Consider the following 19,451-nt stretch of genomic DNA (forward strand, 5'->3'; position numbering starts at 1 on the left):
ACAAAAAAGACTTTCGCTTTTTGTATCCCGATCGCAATCCGCAAAAGCCTGATGAATGGGATTTTCTTCATGCTACAACACGGCTACACTCGCAGGGCAGCAGAGATGAACGATATGCCGGTTCATCGGTCAAATTAGCACATCCAACATACAGGACAGTGGTTATGTTCAGGCAATTGAGAAAAACACTGGTTGCAACACTGATTGCCGCGGTGACGGTCGGTCAGGTGTTGCCCGCTTTTGCTGACTCGTCCGATACATTGCCGGACATGGGCACCACAGCAGGAAGCACGCTCTCTATTGGGCAAGAGATGCAAATGGGGGATTACTATGTTCGCCAGCTGCGCGGCAGCGCCCCGCTGATTAACGACCCTTTGCTGGTACAGTACATAAACGGGTTGGGAATGCGTCTGGTGGCGCACGCCGATTCGGTCAGAACCCCCTTCCATTTCTATTTAATCAATAACGACGAAATCAACGCCTTCGCCTTCTTTGGCGGTAACGTGGTGCTGCATTCGGCATTATTCCGTTACTCAGACAACGAAAGCCAGCTGGCCTCGGTGATGGCGCACGAAATTTCGCACGTCACGCAGCGTCACCTGGCGCGTGCCATGGAAGACCAGAAACGTAACGCTCCCCTTACCTGGGTGGGCGCACTGGGATCGATTCTGCTGGCGATGGCCAGCCCGCAGGCCGGGATGGCAGCGCTGACCGGTACGCTGGCAGGAACGCGCCAGGGGATGATCAGCTTTACCCAACAAAACGAGCAGGAAGCGGACCGCATCGGCATTCAGGTGTTACAGCGCTCAGGCTTTGATCCGCAGGCCATGCCGAGCTTCCTCGAAAAACTGCTCGATCAGGCGCGTTATTCTTCCCGTCCACCGGAAATTTTGCTCACGCACCCGCTGCCTGAAAGCCGTCTGTCGGACGCGCGTAACCGTGCCAACCAGATGCGCCCGGTCGTGGTCCAGTCTTCGCAGGATTTCTACATGGCGAAAGTGAGAACGCTGGGGATGTACAATTCCGGGCGTAACCAGCTCACCAGCGACCTGCTGGATACCCTGGCGAAAGGCAACGTGCGCGAGAAGAACGCCGCGCAGTATGGTCAGGCGCTCCAGGCGATGGAAGCCAGCAAATACGACGAGGCGCGTAAGGCGCTGCAGCCGCTTCTGGCTGCCGACCCAAACAACCCGTGGTACCTCGATCTGTCGACGGATATCGATCTGGGGCAGAAGAAGCCTGCCGATGCGATTAACCGCCTGAAAGGGGCAAAAGACGTCCGTACCAACCCGGTGCTGCAGCTTAACCTGGCGAACGCTTACTTGCAGGGCGGCCAGCCGGGTGAAGCAGCGACCATCCTGAACCGCTACACCTTTAATAATAAAGACGATCAAAACGGCTGGGATCTGCTCGCTCAGGCGGAAGCCCAGCTCGGCAACCGCGATCAGGAGCTGGCGGCGCGCGCCGAAGGCTTTGCCCTGGTAGGCCGCCTCGATCAGGCCATTTCCGCACTCAGTAGCGCCAGCTCGCAGGTCAAACTCGGCAGCCTCCAGCAGGCCCGATACGACGCGCGTATCGATCAGCTTCGCGGCCTGCAGCAGCGCTTCAAGCCGTACGAGAAGATGTAATCAAGGAGAATTCACGTCATGACAGACGCCGTAAAAATTTACCACAACCCGCGCTGCTCCAAGAGCCGCGATACCCTGAGCCTGCTGAAGTCTAACGGCGTGGAGCCGGAGGTGGTGCTGTACCTTGACACCCCACCGGACGCGCAGACCCTCCGCCAGCTGCTGCATATGCTGGGCATGGGCAGTGCGCGGGATCTGATGCGCAAGAAAGAAGATCTGTATACGTCGCTTAACCTGGATGACAGCCGTCTCTCCGAGGCTCAGCTGATACAGGCGATGGTTGAAAATCCAAAGCTGATTGAGCGCCCGATTGTCGTGGCGAACGGCCAGGCGCGCATTGGACGCCCGCCGGAAGACGTGCTCGAGATCCTCTGATGGTTTCTGCCCGGTGGCGCTGCGCTTAGCGGGCCTACGGGTGCCATATGTAGGCCGGGTAAGGCGCAGCCGCCACCCGGCACAACTATAGCTTCAGAATATCTTTCACAAACGGAATGGTCAGCTTGCGCTGGGCGGTAATGGAGGCGCGATCGAGCTGATCCAGCGTGTCAAACAGCGTACGCATTTCGCGATCCAGCCGCTTCAGCAGGAAACGGCCCACGTCTTCCGGCAGCTCAAAGCCGCGCTGCTTTGCGCGCAGCTGTAGCGCCTGAAGCTTATCTTCGTCCGACAGCGGCTGAAGCTTATAGATTTGGCCCCAGTCCAGGCGAGACGCCAGATCCGGCAGTCCCAGATTCAGCTGGCGAGGCGGACGATCGCCGGTGATCAGCAGCCGGGTTTTGCCCGATTCCAGAATGCGGTTGTAGAGGTTAAAGATCGCCATTTCCCACGGCTCATCCCCCGCCACGCATTCGATGTTATCGATGCAGACCAGGGAGAGATGTTCCATCCCCTCAAGCACGTCAGGGACAAACCAGGTTCGTTTATCCAGCGGCACATAGCCTACCGCATCACCGCGCGCAGAGAGCTCCGCGCAGGCGGCATGCAGCAGGTGGCTGCGCCCCGCGCCTTCGCGTGACCAGATATAGATGTATCCGCTGTGTTCCTGACGCAGCACGTTTTGCAGTGCAGCCAGTAAAGAGGGGTTATCACCCGGCCAGAAACTCGCAAACGTTTCGTCGTCAGGGAGATAGAGTGGCAGAGAGAGCTGTGCCGGTCCGTTCAGAAGTACCTCAACCAGATCTGACATAAAATCGGCATGGAGTTTAACACGGAACCTGCAAGGAGAGAACCGGGCGGATCGTCCGCCCGGTTATAGGATCACTGTGACGCTTTTTCGTTTTCGTCAGCGTCCAGCACCACCTCTTCCGGACGGATCACGGAGATCAGCTTGAAAATCAGGCTCAGACCCACGCCGACGATGGTTGCCAGCGCCATGCCTTTCAGCTCGGCCGCGCCGATGTGCACCTTCGCCCCGCTCACGCCGATAATCAGGATCACCGATGTCAGGATCAGGTTCTGCGCTTTGCTGTAATCCACTTTAGATTCAATCAGCACGCGAATACCGGAGGCACCAATTACTCCGTACAGCAGCAGAGACACGCCGCCCATCACCGGAACCGGGATGATCTGAATCGCTGCCGCCAGCTTGCCGACGCAGGAGAGCAGAATGGCAATGATCGCCGCGCCGCCGATAACCCAGGTGCTGTAAACGCGGGTAATCGCCATCACGCCGATGTTTTCACCGTAGGTGGTGTTTGGCGTAGACCCAAAGAAACCGGAGATGATGGTGGAGAAACCGTTCGCAAACATGGAGCGGTGCAGGCCCGGATCGCGGATTAAATCGCGCTTAACGATGTTCGCCGTTACCACCAGGTGGCCGACGTGCTCCGCAATCACCACCAGTGCCGCAGGCAGAATGGTGAAGATCGCAAACCATTCGAAGCGCGGCGTGTAGAAGGTTGGCAGCGCGAACCAGTGCGCCTCGGCAATCGGGGTAGTATCCACTACGCCCATCACGAAGGAGAGCGCATAGCCTGCCAGCACGCCGATCAGGATCGGGATAATCGCCATGAAACCGCGGAACAGCACGGAGCCAAACACCGTTACGCCCAGCGTTACCAGCGAGATGATAATGGTTTTGGAATCCGGTGACTGGCCGTCAGCAGGCAGCAGGCCGGCCATATTCGCCGCCACGCCCGCCAGTTCGAGACCGATGACGGCCACGATGGCGCCCATCGCCGCTGGTGGGAACATCACGTCCAGCCAGCCGGTACCGGCTTTCTTCACGATGAAGGAGACCAGGCAGAACAGCACGCCACACATGATAAAGCCGCCCAGCGCGACCTCATAACCCAGCGGCAGCAACAATAACACCGGAGAGATAAAGGCAAAGCTCGACCCGAGGTACGCCGGGATTTTGCCTTTACAGATGAAGAGGTACAGCAGCGTACCGATGCCGTTGAACAGCAGCACGGTAGCCGGGTTAATGTGGAACAGGATTGGCACCAGCACGGTTGCGCCAAACATGGCGAACAGGTGCTGCAAACTAAGCGGGATAGTCTGTAAAAGCGGCGGTCTTTCACTCACCCCGATAGCACGGCGCGTCATAGTGTTTTCCTCTGAGTAGTATCGTTGTTGGTGTTTTATTCAAAAAAAAGCCGACTATCAAAGTCGGCTTATTTATCGTTATTCGATTATTTCGTACCAAAGATCTTATCGCCGGCATCGCCGAGCCCCGGGATGATGTACCCGTGCTCGTTCAGGCCCTGGTCGATAGAGGCGGTATACAACTCAACGTCCGGGTGCGCTTTTTCCAGCGCCGCGATCCCTTCCGGTGCCGCAACCAGCACCAGCACTTTAATGCTGCTGCAGCCCGCTTTTTTCAGCAGGTCAATAGTGGCAATCATTGAACCGCCGGTTGCCAGCATCGGGTCAACCACCAGCGCCATACGCTCGTCGATGTTGGACACCAGCTTCTGGAAGTAAGGAACTGGCTCGAGGGTTTCTTCGTTACGGTAGATCCCCACCACGCTGATGCGCGCGCTTGGCACGTGCTCCAGCACGCCTTCCATCATGCCGAGACCAGCACGCAGGATAGGCACGACGGTAATTTTCTTACCTTTGATCTGCTCAACCTGTACCGGACCGTTCCAGCCTTCGATGGTGACTTTTTCCGTTTCCAGATCAGAGGTCGCTTCGTAGGTCAGCAGGCTGCCGACTTCAGAGGCCAGTTCGCGAAAACGCTTCGTGCTGATGTCATGCTCACGCATCAGGCCCAACTTGTGTTTAACGAGTGGGTGTTTCACTTCCACAATCTTCATTCTTTTTCTCCTCTGAATGGCATCCGCAAAAAAATCGCGGGATTATACCGCTTTTTTCGGATTAGGCCATACCCATGTTGCTTGATGTACATCAATCAAAAACAAAAAAGCCAGAGGCTGGGCTCCGGCTTGGGTGCGGGGTTCTGCCGGGTGGCGCTAACGCTTGCCCGGCCTACACATCCCGTAGGCCCGGTAAGCGCAGCGCCACCGGGCAATTATAGCTGCTCCCCGTTGCTCGCGATCACCTGCTTATACCAGTCGAATGACTTCTTCTTGCTGCGGTTCAGCGTGCCGTTGCCTTCATTATCTTTATCGACAAAGATAAAGCCGTAGCGTTTTTTCATTTCACCGGTACCGGCAGACACCAGGTCGATACAGCCCCACGGGGTATAGCCCATCAGGTCTACGCCATCTTCCACCACCGCTTTTTTCATCTCGCGGATGTGGGCGGCCAGGTAGTCAATGCGGTACTGGTCGTTCACCGTGCCGTCGCTCTCCTGCACGTCGATTGCGCCAAAGCCGTTTTCAACGATAAACAGCGGCAGCTGGTAGTGATCCCAGAACCAGTTGAGGGAGTAGCGCAGCCCCACCGGGTCAATCTGCCAGCCCCAGTCGGATTTCTGCACGTACGGGTTGGAGACCAGGCTCTTGCTTTCGTCATAGTCCAGCTGCGGATTGTCCGCCGTCGCCTTGGTGGCGAAGGACATATAATAGCTAAACCCGATGTAATCCACGCAGCCCTGTGTCAGCGCGGCTTTATCTTCTTCGGTGATATCCAGCGTGAAGCCGCGACGTTCGAAGTAGTTGAGCAGATGCTGCGGGTACTTGCCGCGCACGTGCACGTCGGTGAACCAGTAGCGGCGGTGCATGGCGTTCATCGCCATCATCATATCGTCCGGCGCGCAGGTCAGCGGGTAGATTGGGCACATGGCAATCATGCAGCCGATCCGCAGGGACGGGTTAATCTCGCGCCCCGCCTTCACCGCCAGCGCGCTGGCCACCAGCTCATAGTGCGCGGCCTGGAACATCACCGGCTCACGGTCTTCGCCCGGCGCGTACTTCAGCCCGGAGTTGGTGAACGGCGCAAAGTCTTCATGGAAGTTGGCCTGGTTGTTGATCTCGTTAAAGGTCATCCAGTACTTCACTTTATGCTGATAGCGCTGGAAAACCACTTTTGCAAAACGAACGAAGAAGTCGATCAGCTTACGGTTGCGCCAGCCGCCGTATTCGGTGACCAGGTGGAAAGGCATCTCGAAGTGAGAGAGGGTAATAACCGGTTCGATGCCGTACTTCAGGCACTCGTCGAACAGGTCGTCATAGAATTTCAGGCCAGCCTCGTTCGGCTCACGCTCGTCCCCTTTCGGGAAAATGCGTGTCCAGGCGATAGAGGTGCGGAAGCATTTGAACCCCATCTCGGCAAAGAGTTTGATGTCTTCTTTATAGCGGTGGTAGAAATCGATGGCGTCATGGTTAGGGTAATTTTTCCCCGGTAGCACGCCGTTGGTGATTTCACGCGGCACGCCATGCGCGCCTGCAGTCATGACGTCGGCTACGCTTACGCCTTTCCCCCCTTCTTTCCAGCCGCCTTCCAGCTGGTGCGCCGCAACCGCACCGCCCCACAGAAAATCTGCTTTAAATCCTGACATTCGCTTTCCCTCATTCTGCGTTATTTTCTGCAAAAACAATTACAGAAACCGGTTTCAGTTGAATGATGTGCAAAGCCGTTTCGGGTTGCAAGGAGAATACCGAAACCGGTTTCATTTTCGTGAACAGACGCAAGTTTGGGCGCACTGGCAGGCTGCGCGTAAAAAAAGATCCTCTCGCCGAGAATAGGCTCGCAAACGTTTGCCTGGACTGTTAGAATTGCGCCGATTTTTCTTACTAGCTATGCAATCGCGTGGGGATTTAAGCCGTGACCAACAAAACTTCTCTCAGCTACAAAGATGCCGGTGTTGATATTGACGCAGGTAATGCGCTGGTTGACCGAATCAAAGGTGTGGTGAAAAAAACCCGCCGCCCGGAAGTGATGGGTGGTCTGGGTGGATTCGGCGCACTGTGCGCGCTGCCGCAAAAATATCGTGAACCTGTTCTGGTCTCGGGAACTGACGGTGTAGGCACCAAACTGCGCCTGGCGATGGATTTAAAACGTCACGACACGATCGGTATCGATCTGGTCGCGATGTGCGTGAATGACCTGGTGGTTCAGGGCGCAGAGCCGCTGTTCTTCCTCGATTACTACGCGACCGGCAAACTGGACGTGGATACCGCGGCAAGCGTCATTAATGGTATCGCCGAAGGGTGCCTGCAGTCTGGCTGTGCGCTGGTCGGCGGTGAAACCGCGGAAATGCCGGGCATGTATCACGGCGAAGATTATGACGTCGCGGGCTTCTGCGTCGGCGTAGTAGAAAAATCAGAAATTATTGACGGCAGCAAAGTGGCGGATGGCGATGTGCTGATCGCGCTGGCCTCCAGCGGCCCGCACTCCAACGGCTACTCCCTGGTGCGTAAAATCCTCGAGGTGAGCGGTTGCGACCCACAGACGACCGAGCTTGAAGGGAAACCGCTGGCTGACCATCTGCTGGCCCCAACCCGCATCTACGTGAAGAACGTGCTGGAACTGATCGAGAACGTTGACGTGCACGCCATTGCCCACCTGACCGGTGGTGGCTTCTGGGAAAACATCCCGCGCGTGCTGCCGGACAACACCCAGGCGGTGATCGACGAGTCCTCATGGCAGTGGCCAGCGGTCTTTAACTGGCTGCAGACCGCAGGCAACGTGAGCTCTCACGAAATGTACCGCACCTTTAACTGCGGCGTGGGCATGGTTATCGCCCTGCCGGCAAGCGAAGCGGATAAAGCGGTCAAGCTGCTGACCGAGAAAGGTGAAAACGCGTGGAAAATCGGTACGATTAAAGCCTCCGATTCCGAACAGCGTGTGGTCATTGAATGAAAAACATCGTGGTGCTCATTTCCGGCAACGGAAGCAATTTGCAGGCCATCATAGACGCCTGCAAGCAGAAGAAAATCAACGGCACCATTCGGGCAGTATTCAGCAACAAGGCCGACGCGTTCGGCCTTGAGCGCGCGCGGGAAGCGAACATACCCGCGCACGCGCTGGAAGCCAGCCAGTTCGCCGGGCGTGAAGCCTTTGACCGCGAGCTGGTTCAGGAGATTGATGCCTACGCGCCGGACGTCGTGGTGCTGGCGGGCTATATGCGCATTCTGAGCCCGGCCTTTGTCGCGCACTACGCCGGACGTTTGCTGAATATTCACCCTTCTCTTCTGCCGAAATATCCCGGCCTGCACACCCATCGTCAGGTTCTGGAAAACGGCGATGAGGAGCACGGCACCTCCGTGCATTTCGTGACCGACGAGCTGGATGGCGGTCCGGTGATCCTGCAAGCTAAAGTCCCGGTCTTTGACGGCGACAGTGAAGAAGACGTGACCGAACGCGTGCAGACCCAGGAGCATGCCATTTACCCGCTGGTGGTAAGCTGGTTTGTTGACGGGCGTCTCGAAATGCGCGACGGCGCAGCCTGGCTGGATGGCGTGAAGTTACCCCCGCAGGGTCATGCTGCCGAAGAGTAGTCTCTTTGAATTGCCCGGCGGCGCTTCGCTTGCACGGGCCTACGATCCCGTAGGTCGTGATAAGCGTAGCGCCCCCCTCCCCCAACCCTCTAAATTCCCCAACAAAAAAAATAACTGTCATACTTTTCTGGCACTGTTGGACATATCGTGGAAATGCTCGCCATAATAAGGACGAGACGGATTTACCACGTCCTGTGATTGAACTGGAGTGTGAGCTGTAATGGGTCAGGAAAAGTTATATATCGAGAAAGAGCTAAGCTGGTTAGCATTTAACGAACGTGTACTCCAGGAAGCGGCTGACAAAAGTAACCCGCTGATCGAACGCATGCGTTTTTTGGGCATCTATTCCAACAACCTGGATGAGTTCTACAAGGTTCGCTTTGCCGAACTGAAGAGACGCATCATCATCAGCGAAGAACAGGGCCTAAACTCGCACTCGCGGCACCTGCTGGGCAAAATCCAGTCCCGCGTGTTGAAAGCCGATCAGGAATTTGACGGCCTGTATAACGAACTGCTGCTGGAGATGGCGCGTAATCAAATCTTCCTGATTAACGAACGTCAGCTTTCCGTTAACCAACAAAACTGGCTGCGCCACTATTTTAAACAGTACCTGCGCCAGCACATTACCCCGATTCTCATCAACCGCGAAACCGATCTGGTGCAGTTCCTGAAAGATGACTACACCTATCTGGCTGTGGAAATTATCCGCGGTGAATCCATCCGTTACGCGCTGCTGGAGATCCCGTCCGACAAGGTGCCGCGCTTTGTGAACCTGCCGCCGGAAACCCCGCGCAGACGCAAGCCGATGATCCTGCTTGATAACATCCTGCGCTACTGTCTGGACGACATCTTCAAAGGCTTCTTCGATTACGATGCGTTAAACGCCTACTCGATGAAGATGACCCGTGACGCCGAATACGACCTGGTGCACGAGATGGAAGCCAGCCTGATGGAGCTGATGTCCTCCAGCCTGAAACAGCGCCTGACGGCCGAGCCGGTACGCTTTGTCTATCAGCGCGATATGCCGGACGCCATGGTGGAAATGCTGCGCGAGAAGCTGACCATTTCGCGCTATGACTCCATCGTGCCGGGTGGCCGTTACCACAACTTTAAAGACTTTATTGGCTTCCCGAACGTCGGCAAAGCCAATCTGGTGAACAAGCCGCTGCCGCGCCTGCGCCATCTCTGGTTCGATAAATTCCGCAACGGATTTGACGCCATCCGCGAACGCGATGTCCTGCTCTACTATCCGTATCACACCTTTGAGCACGTGCTGGAACTGCTGCGTCAGGCCTCGTTCGACCCGAGCGTGCTGGCGATCAAAATTAACATCTACCGCGTGGCAAAAGATTCCCGCATCATCGATGCGATGATCCACGCGGCGCACAACGCCAAAAAAGTGACCGTGGTGGTGGAGCTGCAGGCGCGCTTCGACGAAGAGGCGAACATTCACTGGGCGCGTCGTCTGACGGAAGCCGGTGTACACGTCATCTTCTCCGCGCCGGGGCTGAAAATTCACGCCAAGCTGTTCCTGATCTCCCGTAAAGAGGGCGACGAGGTGGTGCGCTACGCCCACATCGGTACCGGGAACTTTAACGAGAAAACGGCGCGAATCTATACCGACTACTCGCTGCTGACCGCCGATGCCCGCATCACCAACGAGGTGCGCCGGGTCTTTAACTTTATTGAGAACCCGTACCGTCCGGTAAGCTTCGACTATCTTCTGGTCTCACCGCAGAACTCGCGCCGTCTGCTGTACGATATGATCGATAAAGAGATCGCCAATGCCCAGAAAGGGCTGTCGTCCGGCATCACGCTGAAGCTCAACAACCTGGTGGACAAAGGGCTGGTAGACAGGCTGTACGCCGCGTCCAGCTCCGGCGTGCCGGTTAACCTGCTGATCCGCGGCATGTGCTCGCTGATCCCGGAACTGGAAGGCATCAGCGACAATATTCGCGTGATCAGCATTGTTGACCGCTACCTGGAACACGATCGGGTCTATATTTTCGATAATGCGGGTGATAAACAGGTCTATCTCTCTTCGGCAGACTGGATGACACGCAATATTGACTACCGAATTGAAGTCGCGGCACCGCTGCTGGATCCGCGCCTGAAGCAGCAGATCCTCGACATCATCGAGATTCTGTTCAGCGATACCGTGAAAGCACGCTATATCGACAAAGAACTCAGTAACCGCTATGTACCGCGCGGCAACCGCCGCAAAGTGCGGTCGCAACTGGCGATTTACGACTATATCAAATCACTCGAGCAACCCGATTAACCTATGCCGATAAATGATAAGACCCCACGCCCGCAGGAATTCGCCGCGGTCGATCTAGGCTCTAACAGTTTCCATATGGTCATCGCCCGTGAGGTGGATGGCGCGCTGCAGATCATCGGTCGTCTGAAACAGCGCGTGCACCTGGCGGATGGCCTTGATGAACGCAGCATGCTCAGCGAAGAGGCAATGGAGCGTGGGTTAAACTGCCTGTCGCTGTTTGCTGAACGCCTGCAGGGCTTCTCGCCCTCCAGCGTCTGCATCGTGGGCACCCACACCCTGCGCCAGGCGCTGAACGCGCCAGAGTTTCTCAAGCGGGCCGAAAAGGTGATCCCCTACCCGATTGAGATCATCTCCGGTAACGAGGAAGCGCGTCTGATTTTCATGGGTGTCGAACACACCCAGCCGGAAAAAGGGCGCAAGCTGGTGATCGACATCGGCGGCGGTTCTACGGAGCTGGTGATTGGCGAAGACTTTGAGCCTCGCCTGGTGGAAAGCCGCCGTATGGGCTGCGTCAGCTTCGCGCAGATGTATTTCCCGGGCGGCACCATCACCCGCGAGAACTTCCAGCGTGCGCGTATGGCAGCTGTCCAGAAACTGGAAAACCTGGCCTGGCAGTACCGGATTCAGGGCTGGAACGTGGCGCTGGGCGCGTCAGGCACCATCAAAGCGGCGCATGAGGTACTGCTGGCAATGGGTGAAAAAGACGGGTTCATCACGCCCGAACGCCTGACGCTGCTTACCGACGAAGTGCTGAAGCATAAAAGTTTTGACGCCTTAAGCCTGCCAGGTCTTTCCGACGAGCGTAAGGCGGTCTTCGTGCCGGGGCTGGCCATCCTTTGCGGCGTGTTTGACGCTCTCGCCATTAAAGAGCTGCGCCTTTCCGACGGCGCGCTGCGCGAAGGCGTGCTGTACGAAATGGAAGGCCGTTTCCGCCATCAGGATATTCGCAGCCGCACCGCACAAAGCCTGGCTAACCAGTACAACATTGACCGCGAGCAGGCGAAGCGCGTGCTGGACACCACGGTGCAGATGTACGAGCAGTGGGAAGAGCAGAATCCGAAGCTCGCGCACCCGCAGCTTGCCGCGCTGTTAAAATGGGCCGCGATGCTCCATGAGGTGGGGCTGAACATCAACCATAGCGGCATGCACCGCCATTCGGCCTATATTCTGCAAAACAGCGATCTGCCGGGCTTCAACCAGGAGCAGCAAACCATGATGGCGACCCTGGTGCGGTATCACCGCAAAGCCATCAAGCTCGACGACCTGCCGCGCTTCACGCTGTTCAAGAAAAAGCAGTTCCTGCCGCTCATTCAGCTGCTGCGTCTTGGCGTGCTGCTCAATAACCAGCGTCAGGCGACCACCACGCCGCCCACGCTGAAGCTTAAAACCGACGACCATCACTGGACGCTGAGCTTCCCGCACGACTGGTTCAGCCAGAATGCGCTGGTCCTGCTGGACCTGGAAAAAGAACAACAGTACTGGGAAGCGGTCACCGGCTGGCTGCTCAAAATTGAAGAAGAGAGCGCTGACGTCGCCGCGTAACGGTTCAGGCGTCCGCGCAGGACGCCTCCGTTTCCAGCAGTGACTCAAGCGGCGCTGGCCTGCCAATCAGATAGCCCTGCACATAATCGATGCCTAGCGCGTGAACCGCGCTACGTATCTCCTCGGTCTCGACATACTCTGCCACCACCAGCATCTTCTTCATGCGCGCCAGATGGCAGATAGACGCCACGATCTGATAATCCAGGCTGTTGTTGACGATATTGCGGATAAAGCTGCCGTCGATCTTGAGAATGTCGGCATCCACGCTTTTCAGCCGTGCATAGCTTGCATAGCCGGTCCCGAAATCATCAATCGCAATGCGTACCCCCATTTTCTGCAGCTGCTGGAGGATGTGTAGCGCCTGCTCCCCGCTGCCGAAGGTGCTGCACTCCGTCACTTCAAAAATCAGCTGCCACGGCTCAATGGCGTATTTCGCCAGCAGGCGACTCACCTCAAGCGGGAACGGCACCCGGCATACGGTTGAGGGCGCCAGATTAATGGCAAAACGCTGGCCGGGCAGGCTCTCGCGATGCGCGGCCAGGAAGCGCAGCGTATGCTCAAGCACCCACAGGTCCACCCGGGAGGACAAACCAAACTCCTGCGCGACAGGCAGGAACTGGTCGGGAGAGATCAATAGCCCGTTTGTATCCGGCATCCGCAGCAGGACTTCGTGATAGCGATCGCCACGCAGGCCGCGAACGGGTTGAACCAGCAGGGTGAATTCGTCGTTATCGAGCGCCTTTTGCAGGCGGCTCATCATCGCGACTTTATCCTTCAGGCTGCGCTGCAAATGGACGGCACCACGCTGTTGAAGATTTTCCGGATGGTTTGAGGAGAGTGACAGATCGGCCACCACCCCCAGCTCACCCAGCACCAGATAAAGATGGTTAACCGGGGACCGGACATAGCAGTAGCTTACGCCCACCTGCGGCTGCAGCGGCATGCCGTCCCAGACAAAGCGGAACTGCTTGATATGCTCGTCCAGGGTTTCAATTCGCTGTTGGTGCGATTCCGCGTTGAGCCGCACCGCCATGTCATACCCGGTGAGGTGATACACCTGCTCGTTGGGCTGGAGGGTACCGTTTACCCACTGCGCCAGCTGCTGTTTGTACAAAATACGCAGCAGCACGCCGTAATTTCGGCCCAGAATTTCCAGCTCCGGAATGCGCAGCAGGCAGAGCGCCGACCACGGATTCTTCGCCAGATCGCGCGACAGCGCCCGCAGGTTAGGCATATGGACGACCGGGTCGAGCAGCGCCAGCCTGCGGGAGCGTTTATTCACTGCGCGCTGGCGAGTCGCCAGCATCGACATATAAATCACCACAAACGAGAAGACCAGGTAACTGGACGAGGTGATCGCCAGCTGAATGTCATACCCCTGGTTCAGCGGGATATAGTGATAATAGTAGTGAATAGACACCAGCAGCACCGGCGTCCAGATCAGCGATATCAGCTTATAGCCGAAACGCATCGCGCCCCAGAGCATCACCGGCATCAGCAGCGACAGGGTATAGTTTGTGGTGAATATGGAGCTGTTTTCATTCATCGGGAGCAGCAGCAGCGTAAGCAGCCCACCTAGCGTAATCGCCCACAGCACAAACTCAGCGACCGTCACCTTTTTGTCTATCTGGGCACGGATCTGCGAGAAAAGACTTTTGATATAGCGCGGATGGCGAATCAGGCGGATCAGCAGATAGCTCAGCGGCACGCCCGTCAGCCCGCTGACCAGCAGCGCCTGGTAGTTGATGAGCGTACGAATATTAAGAGGGTTTAATCCCGCAAGACTCTGGCGGCTCTCATACACGCCCAGATACACGGCAAACTGAAACAGCACCAGATACAGCGTCGCGGGGCAGAAGGCCTGCCAGAAGATGCGCTGCGCCATCAAGCGGATGTCGCCGTACGCCGTCATATTGCGTCTGGGCGCAAACACCCGGTAGCCGCCCCAGCTGAGCACTAAAGGGACGATAAAATGGAGCACACCGGCAACCGTTTCAAACATCCCGACCGACGGGTAATAGCGGATAAACAGGGATAATACGATCCCGGGCAGCGCTTCCAGGCCAAAGAACATCATCAGCGAAAGCAAAAATGAGAGCGGTAAATAATAGAGTGCCACAATGCCGTCGCCCAGCTGCGTAAACGTATTCGCAACGCTCAGCGCGGGAAGTAAAACCACAGGTAAAATAAGCGGCAATGCCCACCAGCGGTTTGCATTGTTTTTCAGGAAAGCGAGAATAGTCATAGATGCCCGGTTAAACCCCTATCGCTCCAGAGGGAAATAAAGACAGGCATCCAACCTGACGTACGCGCCGCCCGGCAGCATGTCGGGCGAACAGTGTGGAGGAAGGATTTTAAATATCAGCGCCGGGAATCCGTTGACATAAATCAAACTACTTTACGCAAATAACATTTTGTGGCGTTTTTTCGACATCTTTTTCTTCATATTATCAATATGGTAAATGCGTTGATTAATTTCAATAACATTAATTAATGTAAACATTGACGGTTATTTACACATCACAGAATTGACCCCATCTTCCCGCTGTGCCTTAATATCCTTATCGCCCGGAAGGGCTTATCCAGGAAAAACAGAGTGAGTCAGGTCACGCGTATGCGCAAACGACATCGATTTAACACCCGAATGACCCGCATCATACTGCTCATCAGCTTCCTGTTTTTCTTTGGCCGCTTCGTTTACTCTTCGATTGGCGCCTGGTACCACCATCAGGATAAAACCCAGTCGCAGCAATCCAGCCTGACCGTCGACACCGCTGACCGCTAAACCGCCGAAGGCTGTTGCACGAGCCGAATAAGGGCCGCGATCCCTTTGCTGAGGATTTTATCCTGCCGCATGACCACCGCCAGCTGCCGCTGCAGCATGGGCATCAGCGACATCACGCATAGCCCTTCGCGATCGACCTCCTGTTCCACCGCCATGTGCGGCACGATGCTGTAGCCCAGCCCTGCGCGAACCATCCGTTTGATCGCCTCGATGCTGCCAAGCTGCATCACCGGCGCGATCGCTAAACCCTGGGCGGCAAACCAGCCGTCGATCAGCGCCCGGGTGCCACTGCCTGATTCAAAGGCTATCAGCGGATGAACGTGCAGCGCGGCTGGGGTGAAGTCCCTGAAAGCTGCCTGCTGTTCCCTTGAGGCGATAAAGACAAACTCTTCGTCCATCACCGGCATCACGTCCAGCGCTCTGCCACTCACCGGCAGCGTGACCAGCCCCATATCGAGACGGTTCTCTTCGATAGCTCTGACGATGTCGACGGTGTTGCCCGTCGTCACCCCCACGCTCAGGAGCGGATAGTCGCGGCGTAGCTGCTCCAGCAGCGGCGGCAGAAGATGGATGCAGGCCGTTGCCCCCGTGCCAAGCGTAATGGTGCCGCTTACGTCGTGGCTAAACGCATTCACGGCCCGGATGGCGTCATCCACCACCTGCTGAATACGCTCCCCGTGCGCCAGCAAGGTTTCTCCGGCAGCCGTCGCCTTAATCCCTCGCCCGGTACGCTCCACCAGCCGCGTTTGCAGAAACTGCTCCAGCTGGCGTATTTGCAGGCTGACGGCGGGCTGGGAGAGGCCCAGCACGTCCGCTGCCGCTGAAAAACTGCCGCGCTGGATCACCAGACGGAAGGTGGCGAGATAGCCCAGATTAAGCGTCGTCATTCAAAGTTTCTCTTATGCCGCGCATAAGGTTGCGGCCCTGCCAGCACAATACCGCGCCCGTTATGCTCAGGACAACTGCATAGCGGAATGAACACTCATGGAAACACCTGCCCTGCCACACCGCCTCGCCCTCACGGCCGGGTGCAATCAGCTCATCAACTGGGGGATCTCGTTTTATATGCCCGGCACCTTTGCGCTGGCCATTTCAGCCGACCGGGGATGGTCATCACCGCAGATTTACCTCGGCCTGACGCTGGCGATGCTGGTGATGGCGGCGGTTTCCCCTTTTGTCGCCCGCCTGCTGGCACGCTTAGGCGGTCAAAAGGTGGTGATGGGCGGAACGCTGCTGATCGCCGCAAGCTGCGCCTGTATGGCGTATACCCGGACGCTTTATGGCTGGTACGGCGCCTGGCTGATCACGGGCGTGGGAATGCGCCTGTCGCTGTACGATGCGCTCTTCGCCGCGCTGGTCAACATCTACGGACAGCAGGCGCGAAGAACAATCTCTCGCGTCACGCTGGCGGGCGGGCTGGCCTCTGTCGTCTTCTGGCCGCTGGGCGATGCGTTGCTTCACGTGATGCGCTGGCAGGACGCATTACGCATTTATGCCCTGCTTGGCCTGCTGAGCGCGTTGCTGATCCGCACGCTTCCCCGGCAGCGGCTGACGGTGACGACGAAAATCGCCGCACCGCCGCTGAACAACGAGCGCCGAAACGGCTGGCTTTATGCCGCCTTCATTGCCCTCATCACCTTTGTCTCTAACGGCACCTCCACCCATCTGCCGGAGTTTATTGCCCACTACGGTCTGCCGGTCGCTATCGGCATGCTGTGGGGAATCGGCCAGACGGGCGCGCGCTCGCTGGAGGTGCTGGCGGGGGCTCGCTTAACGCCTTTCACGTTAACGCTTTTTACCGCTCTCGCCATGCCGCTCTGTTTTCTTGTTGGATTGAGCAGCGCCCTGTTTGTCTGGTGTGCGGCCGGTTTTGTGCTGGGCTATGGCGCCATCAACGGGCTGGTTACCCTTGTCAAAGCCACCCTGCCGCTGGAACTGTTTAGCGCGGAAAGCTATGCCCGCCGCACGGGCATACTGCTTATCCCCGGCCAGCTGATGGCCGCAGCCTCACCGTATGCCTATGCGTGGCTAAATAAAACGCTGGGGATCGCGGGTGCAATGGGGGTGTCGACGGGGCTGACGCTGCTGATTGCCGGGCTGGCGATAGCCATTGTGCGCCGTCCCGGGAGGCAAACTGTATCGCACTGTATCCCGCGGGCCACGGTGACAAACGGGTACAAAACGCCCCCTCCGGCAAATATCTCCGATACATAAAAATGGTTTTCTTTCCCTGTCGCCATTGAGAACTGATGAGGAGAGAGAGCAATGATTCGTCGCTACGTAATTTTCCCCCTGCTTGTCCTGACATCCGTCACAGGTGCCCAGGCCACACCTCTGGACAATCTGAGCGCCGCGGACGTTAACGGCCCCGCCGCCGTTGCCCCGCTGGCGCAGCCGCAGCCGCCTGCAAAACTGATCGTCGATCCGCCGCTTGCCGGGCCGCTGAGCAAAGGCGCGGTGTTTATCCAGTACCGCGCCGAAAACCTTCGCATCGAGCCGGTATTCGGGCCCGACGCGCTCAAGGTCACCCCGCGCATCGGGCACATTCACGTGGTGGTGGATGACGCGCCGTGGCACTGGGCTGACACCAGCGGAGAGCCGGTGATCCTGGTGGGGCTGCCCGCCGGTAAACACAAGGTGACAATAATTCTGGCCGACCCGACGCACAAGCCGCTCGACCACAAAACCGTTGAATTCACCGTCCCGCCCCACGCGGCGGTCCACCATTTTTAAGGAGTCTGAAGATGAAAGCACTGTCTGTAGTCACGGCAGGCCTGCTGGCGCTTTCCGCCAGCGCCTTTGCGCAGAGTAAAACCAGCGTCGTGCTGGTCCACGGCGCGTTTGCCGACGGCAGCAGCTGGAATAAGGTCATTACCCTGTTGCAGAAACAGCACGCAGAGGTCATTGCCGTCCAGCTGCCGCTCACGTCGCTAAAAGATGACGTTGCCGCCACAAAGCGGGCCATCGCCCGCGTGCAGGGTGACGTAGTGCTGGTGGGTCACTCCTGGGGCGGCACCGTCATTAGCGAGGCGGGTAACGATGCGCGGGTAAAATCGCTGGTGTATGTGGCGGCTTTCGCGCCGGACTCTGGCCAGTCGACGGCGGACCTGGCAGGAAGCTACCCTGCACCGCCGGGCAGCGCGGGCATTGCCAAAACGGCGGACGGCTATTTATACCTGCCGACGGAAGCCGTCAGGAAGGATTTCGCGCCGGACGTGAAGCCAGCCATTCAAGATACGATTGCAGCCACGCAGGGGCCAATTAAGGCCGAGGCGTTTGGTGAAAAGGTCGCCCACGCGGCGTGGCATGATAAACCGAGCTGGTATGTGGTGAGTCAGAATGACCGGATGATTAACCCGGCGCTTGAGCGTGCGATGGCAAAGACGATCCACGCGAAAACCACCGAGGTGGCAGCGAGCCACGTGTCGATGGTGAGCCAGCCGCAGATCGTTGCCCGGACGATTGAGCAGGCGATTGAAGCAAAGTAATTTTTTGCGAATTGTAGGCCGGGTAAGCGCAGCGCCACCCGGCAAAAAACAGCCTCAGCGCCCGCCATCCGCGGGATAATCCCGATTAATCCACGCGTGGTCCTCTTCCCAGGTGAACATCCATTTGCGCACCGGCCCCGCCATCACGTTGAGGTAGTAGCTGTCATACCCGGCCATCGTCGCCACCGGGTGGTATCCCTTCGGCACCATGACCACGTCACGGTTGTAGACCGCCATACACTCATCCAGCGCTCTGTCGTCGGTGTAAACCCGCTGCATGCAGAATCCCTGCTCCGGGTTGAGGCGATGGTAGTAGGTCTCCTCAAGATACGTCTCCTGGGGCGGGTTATCCGTGTCGTGCTTGTGGCTCGGGTACGAGCTGGTGCAGCCCTCGTTGGTCCAGACCTCCACCACCAGCAGGCTGTCGGCGGGCTTGTCTTCCGGCAGAATGTTATGCACGTAGCGCTGGTTGTGGCCCTTGCCGCGCGCTTCAGCGTCGATATCCTGCGGCGCAATCAGCCGCGTCGGACAGGTGCCCTTGCCCGGCGCAGCACAGACCGCCAGCTCCAGCGTCGTCAGCGCCTTCACCTGCACCGTCTCCTGCGGAGTGACGTACACCGCCCATGGCTTGATGCGCTCGAACGGGCTCATCCGCTCGCCGATGTCGTTAAACTGCGCGGAAGGCGTGCTGATGGAGGCGCGTCCTGCCACCAGCACCAGGCAGCGCTCTTCGCGGACGGCGGGCAGCGTCAGCGTCTGCCCCTCCTGTAGCTCATACGCCTCAAAGCCGACGTACCCCCACCCTGCGCTTTCCGGCGTAACGGACTGGGTGCGTCCCTCCGCGTTCGGCTGTTGCCAGCGTGATAACAGACGTGACAT

At 57.6% G+C, this 19,451-nt stretch carries 17 protein-coding genes; 10 read left to right on the plus strand and 7 right to left on the minus strand.

Annotated features, from left to right (window positions below):
- Positions 1-164 precede the first annotated feature (164 nt).
- Both bepA and arsC read left to right on the plus strand, forming a co-directional pair.
- Positions 165-1,628: a beta-barrel assembly-enhancing protease gene (gene bepA / locus F3J31_RS05865; protein WP_045908582.1), complete on the plus strand. Its 1,464-nt coding sequence runs from the start codon at positions 165-167 to the stop codon at positions 1,626-1,628.
- 18 nt (positions 1,629-1,646) lie between these two features.
- On the plus strand, positions 1,647-2,003 hold the full coding sequence (gene arsC / locus F3J31_RS05870; protein ID WP_032675303.1) for an arsenate reductase (glutaredoxin): 357 nt from the start codon (positions 1,647-1,649) through the stop codon (positions 2,001-2,003).
- Positions 2,004-2,088: 85 nt separating this feature from the next.
- On the opposite strand, the gene F3J31_RS05875 is transcribed toward arsC, so the two are convergent.
- The 4 genes from F3J31_RS05875 to F3J31_RS05890 all read right to left on the minus strand — a co-directional run bounded on the left by F3J31_RS05875 (position 2,089) and on the right by F3J31_RS05890 (position 6,534).
- Positions 2,089-2,790 (minus strand): DnaA inactivator Hda, encoded by a 702-nt coding sequence (locus F3J31_RS05875; RefSeq protein WP_213014348.1) that lies wholly within the window; start codon positions 2,788-2,790, stop codon positions 2,089-2,091.
- A gap of 95 nt (positions 2,791-2,885) precedes the next feature.
- Positions 2,886-4,175: a uracil permease gene (gene uraA / locus F3J31_RS05880; RefSeq protein ID WP_048226187.1), complete on the minus strand. Its 1,290-nt coding sequence runs from the start codon at positions 4,173-4,175 to the stop codon at positions 2,886-2,888.
- Positions 4,176-4,261: 86 nt separating this feature from the next.
- Positions 4,262-4,888, minus strand: a complete 627-nt coding sequence (gene upp / locus F3J31_RS05885) for a uracil phosphoribosyltransferase (protein ID WP_008501641.1) — start codon at positions 4,886-4,888, stop codon at positions 4,262-4,264.
- Positions 4,889-5,103: 215 nt separating this feature from the next.
- Entirely contained in the window at positions 5,104-6,534 is a 1,431-nt protein-coding gene (locus F3J31_RS05890) for a 6-phospho-beta-glucosidase (protein WP_167211873.1), read from the minus strand.
- Between the two features lie 266 nt (positions 6,535-6,800).
- Here F3J31_RS05890 and purM point away from each other — a divergent pair, with 266 nt between their 5' ends.
- The 4 genes from purM (at position 6,801) to ppx (ending at position 12,299) form a co-directional block, all read left to right on the plus strand.
- Entirely contained in the window at positions 6,801-7,838 is a 1,038-nt protein-coding gene (purM, locus tag F3J31_RS05895) for a phosphoribosylformylglycinamidine cyclo-ligase (RefSeq protein WP_025758936.1), read from the plus strand.
- Positions 7,835-8,476 carry a phosphoribosylglycinamide formyltransferase gene (purN, locus tag F3J31_RS05900; protein ID WP_021241814.1) on the plus strand — a complete coding sequence of 214 codons (642 nt, stop codon included), beginning with the start codon at positions 7,835-7,837 and terminating at the stop codon, positions 8,474-8,476. The genes purM and purN overlap by 4 nt, the downstream gene beginning before the upstream one ends.
- Before the next feature lie 220 nt (positions 8,477-8,696).
- On the plus strand, positions 8,697-10,757 hold the full coding sequence (gene ppk1 / locus F3J31_RS05905) for a polyphosphate kinase 1 (protein WP_048029611.1): 2,061 nt from the start codon (positions 8,697-8,699) through the stop codon (positions 10,755-10,757).
- A gap of 3 nt (positions 10,758-10,760) precedes the next feature.
- On the plus strand, positions 10,761-12,299 hold the full coding sequence (gene ppx, locus F3J31_RS05910; RefSeq protein ID WP_008501646.1) for an exopolyphosphatase: 1,539 nt from the start codon (positions 10,761-10,763) through the stop codon (positions 12,297-12,299).
- A gap of 4 nt (positions 12,300-12,303) precedes the next feature.
- Here the strand turns inward: ppx and F3J31_RS05915 are convergent, their stop codons facing one another.
- A complete protein-coding gene (locus F3J31_RS05915) occupies positions 12,304-14,544 on the minus strand; it encodes an EAL domain-containing protein (protein WP_167211876.1) in 2,241 nt (746 codons plus the stop codon).
- Positions 14,545-14,895: 351 nt separating this feature from the next.
- On the opposite strand from F3J31_RS05915, the gene F3J31_RS05920 reads away from it, so the two are divergent.
- The gene (locus tag F3J31_RS05920) at positions 14,896-15,084 is read left to right on the plus strand and encodes a YfgG family protein (protein ID WP_021241815.1); all 189 of its coding nucleotides are present in this window, start codon (positions 14,896-14,898) and stop codon (positions 15,082-15,084) included.
- Here the strand turns inward: F3J31_RS05920 and F3J31_RS05925 are convergent.
- Positions 15,081-15,971: a LysR family transcriptional regulator gene (locus F3J31_RS05925; protein WP_167211879.1), complete on the minus strand. Its 891-nt coding sequence runs from the start codon at positions 15,969-15,971 to the stop codon at positions 15,081-15,083. The two genes, F3J31_RS05920 and F3J31_RS05925, sit on opposite strands and share 4 nt — an antisense overlap.
- 97 nt (positions 15,972-16,068) lie before the next feature.
- Between F3J31_RS05925 and F3J31_RS05930 the strand changes: the two genes are divergently transcribed.
- The 3 genes from F3J31_RS05930 to F3J31_RS05940 are packed head-to-tail and all read left to right on the plus strand — an operon-like array spanning position 16,069 to position 18,572.
- Positions 16,069-17,298, plus strand: a complete 1,230-nt coding sequence (locus tag F3J31_RS05930; RefSeq protein WP_167211882.1) for an MFS transporter — start codon at positions 16,069-16,071, stop codon at positions 17,296-17,298.
- 51 nt (positions 17,299-17,349) lie between these two features.
- On the plus strand, positions 17,350-17,817 hold the full coding sequence (locus F3J31_RS05935; RefSeq protein ID WP_167211885.1) for a DUF6130 family protein: 468 nt from the start codon (positions 17,350-17,352) through the stop codon (positions 17,815-17,817).
- An 11-nt stretch (positions 17,818-17,828) separates the two neighbouring features.
- Positions 17,829-18,572: an alpha/beta hydrolase gene (locus F3J31_RS05940; RefSeq protein ID WP_167211888.1), complete on the plus strand. Its 744-nt coding sequence runs from the start codon at positions 17,829-17,831 to the stop codon at positions 18,570-18,572.
- Between the two features lie 54 nt (positions 18,573-18,626).
- On the opposite strand, the gene iolB is transcribed toward F3J31_RS05940, so the two are convergent.
- On the minus strand, positions 18,627-19,451 hold the full coding sequence (iolB, locus tag F3J31_RS05945; protein WP_167211891.1) for a 5-deoxy-glucuronate isomerase: 825 nt from the start codon (positions 19,449-19,451) through the stop codon (positions 18,627-18,629).

This window comes from Enterobacter sp. Acro-832 (assembly GCF_011752745.1).
GTDB classification, from domain to species: Bacteria; Pseudomonadota; Gammaproteobacteria; order Enterobacterales; family Enterobacteriaceae; genus Enterobacter; species Enterobacter quasiroggenkampii.

Coding starts and splice junctions, on each gene's coding strand:
- F3J31_RS05890 (WP_167211873.1), bottom strand. CDS start 6,534: ATGTCAGGATTTAAAGCAGATTTTCTGTGGGGCGGTGCGGTTGCGGCG.
- F3J31_RS05930 (WP_167211882.1), top strand. CDS start 16,069: ATGGAAACACCTGCCCTGCCACACCGCCTCGCCCTCACGGCCGGGTGC.
- purN (WP_021241814.1), top strand. CDS start 7,835: ATGAAAAACATCGTGGTGCTCATTTCCGGCAACGGAAGCAATTTGCAG.
- bepA (WP_045908582.1), top strand. CDS start 165: ATGTTCAGGCAATTGAGAAAAACACTGGTTGCAACACTGATTGCCGCG.
- ppk1 (WP_048029611.1), top strand. CDS start 8,697: ATGGGTCAGGAAAAGTTATATATCGAGAAAGAGCTAAGCTGGTTAGCA.
- F3J31_RS05915 (WP_167211876.1), bottom strand. CDS start 14,544: ATGACTATTCTCGCTTTCCTGAAAAACAATGCAAACCGCTGGTGGGCA.
- F3J31_RS05935 (WP_167211885.1), top strand. CDS start 17,350: ATGATTCGTCGCTACGTAATTTTCCCCCTGCTTGTCCTGACATCCGTC.
- arsC (WP_032675303.1), top strand. CDS start 1,647: ATGACAGACGCCGTAAAAATTTACCACAACCCGCGCTGCTCCAAGAGC.
- iolB (WP_167211891.1), bottom strand. CDS start 19,451: ATGTCACGTCTGTTATCACGCTGGCAACAGCCGAACGCGGAGGGACGC.
- upp (WP_008501641.1), bottom strand. CDS start 4,888: ATGAAGATTGTGGAAGTGAAACACCCACTCGTTAAACACAAGTTGGGC.
- uraA (WP_048226187.1), bottom strand. CDS start 4,175: ATGACGCGCCGTGCTATCGGGGTGAGTGAAAGACCGCCGCTTTTACAG.
- F3J31_RS05940 (WP_167211888.1), top strand. CDS start 17,829: ATGAAAGCACTGTCTGTAGTCACGGCAGGCCTGCTGGCGCTTTCCGCC.
- F3J31_RS05925 (WP_167211879.1), bottom strand. CDS start 15,971: ATGACGACGCTTAATCTGGGCTATCTCGCCACCTTCCGTCTGGTGATC.
- ppx (WP_008501646.1), top strand. CDS start 10,761: ATGCCGATAAATGATAAGACCCCACGCCCGCAGGAATTCGCCGCGGTC.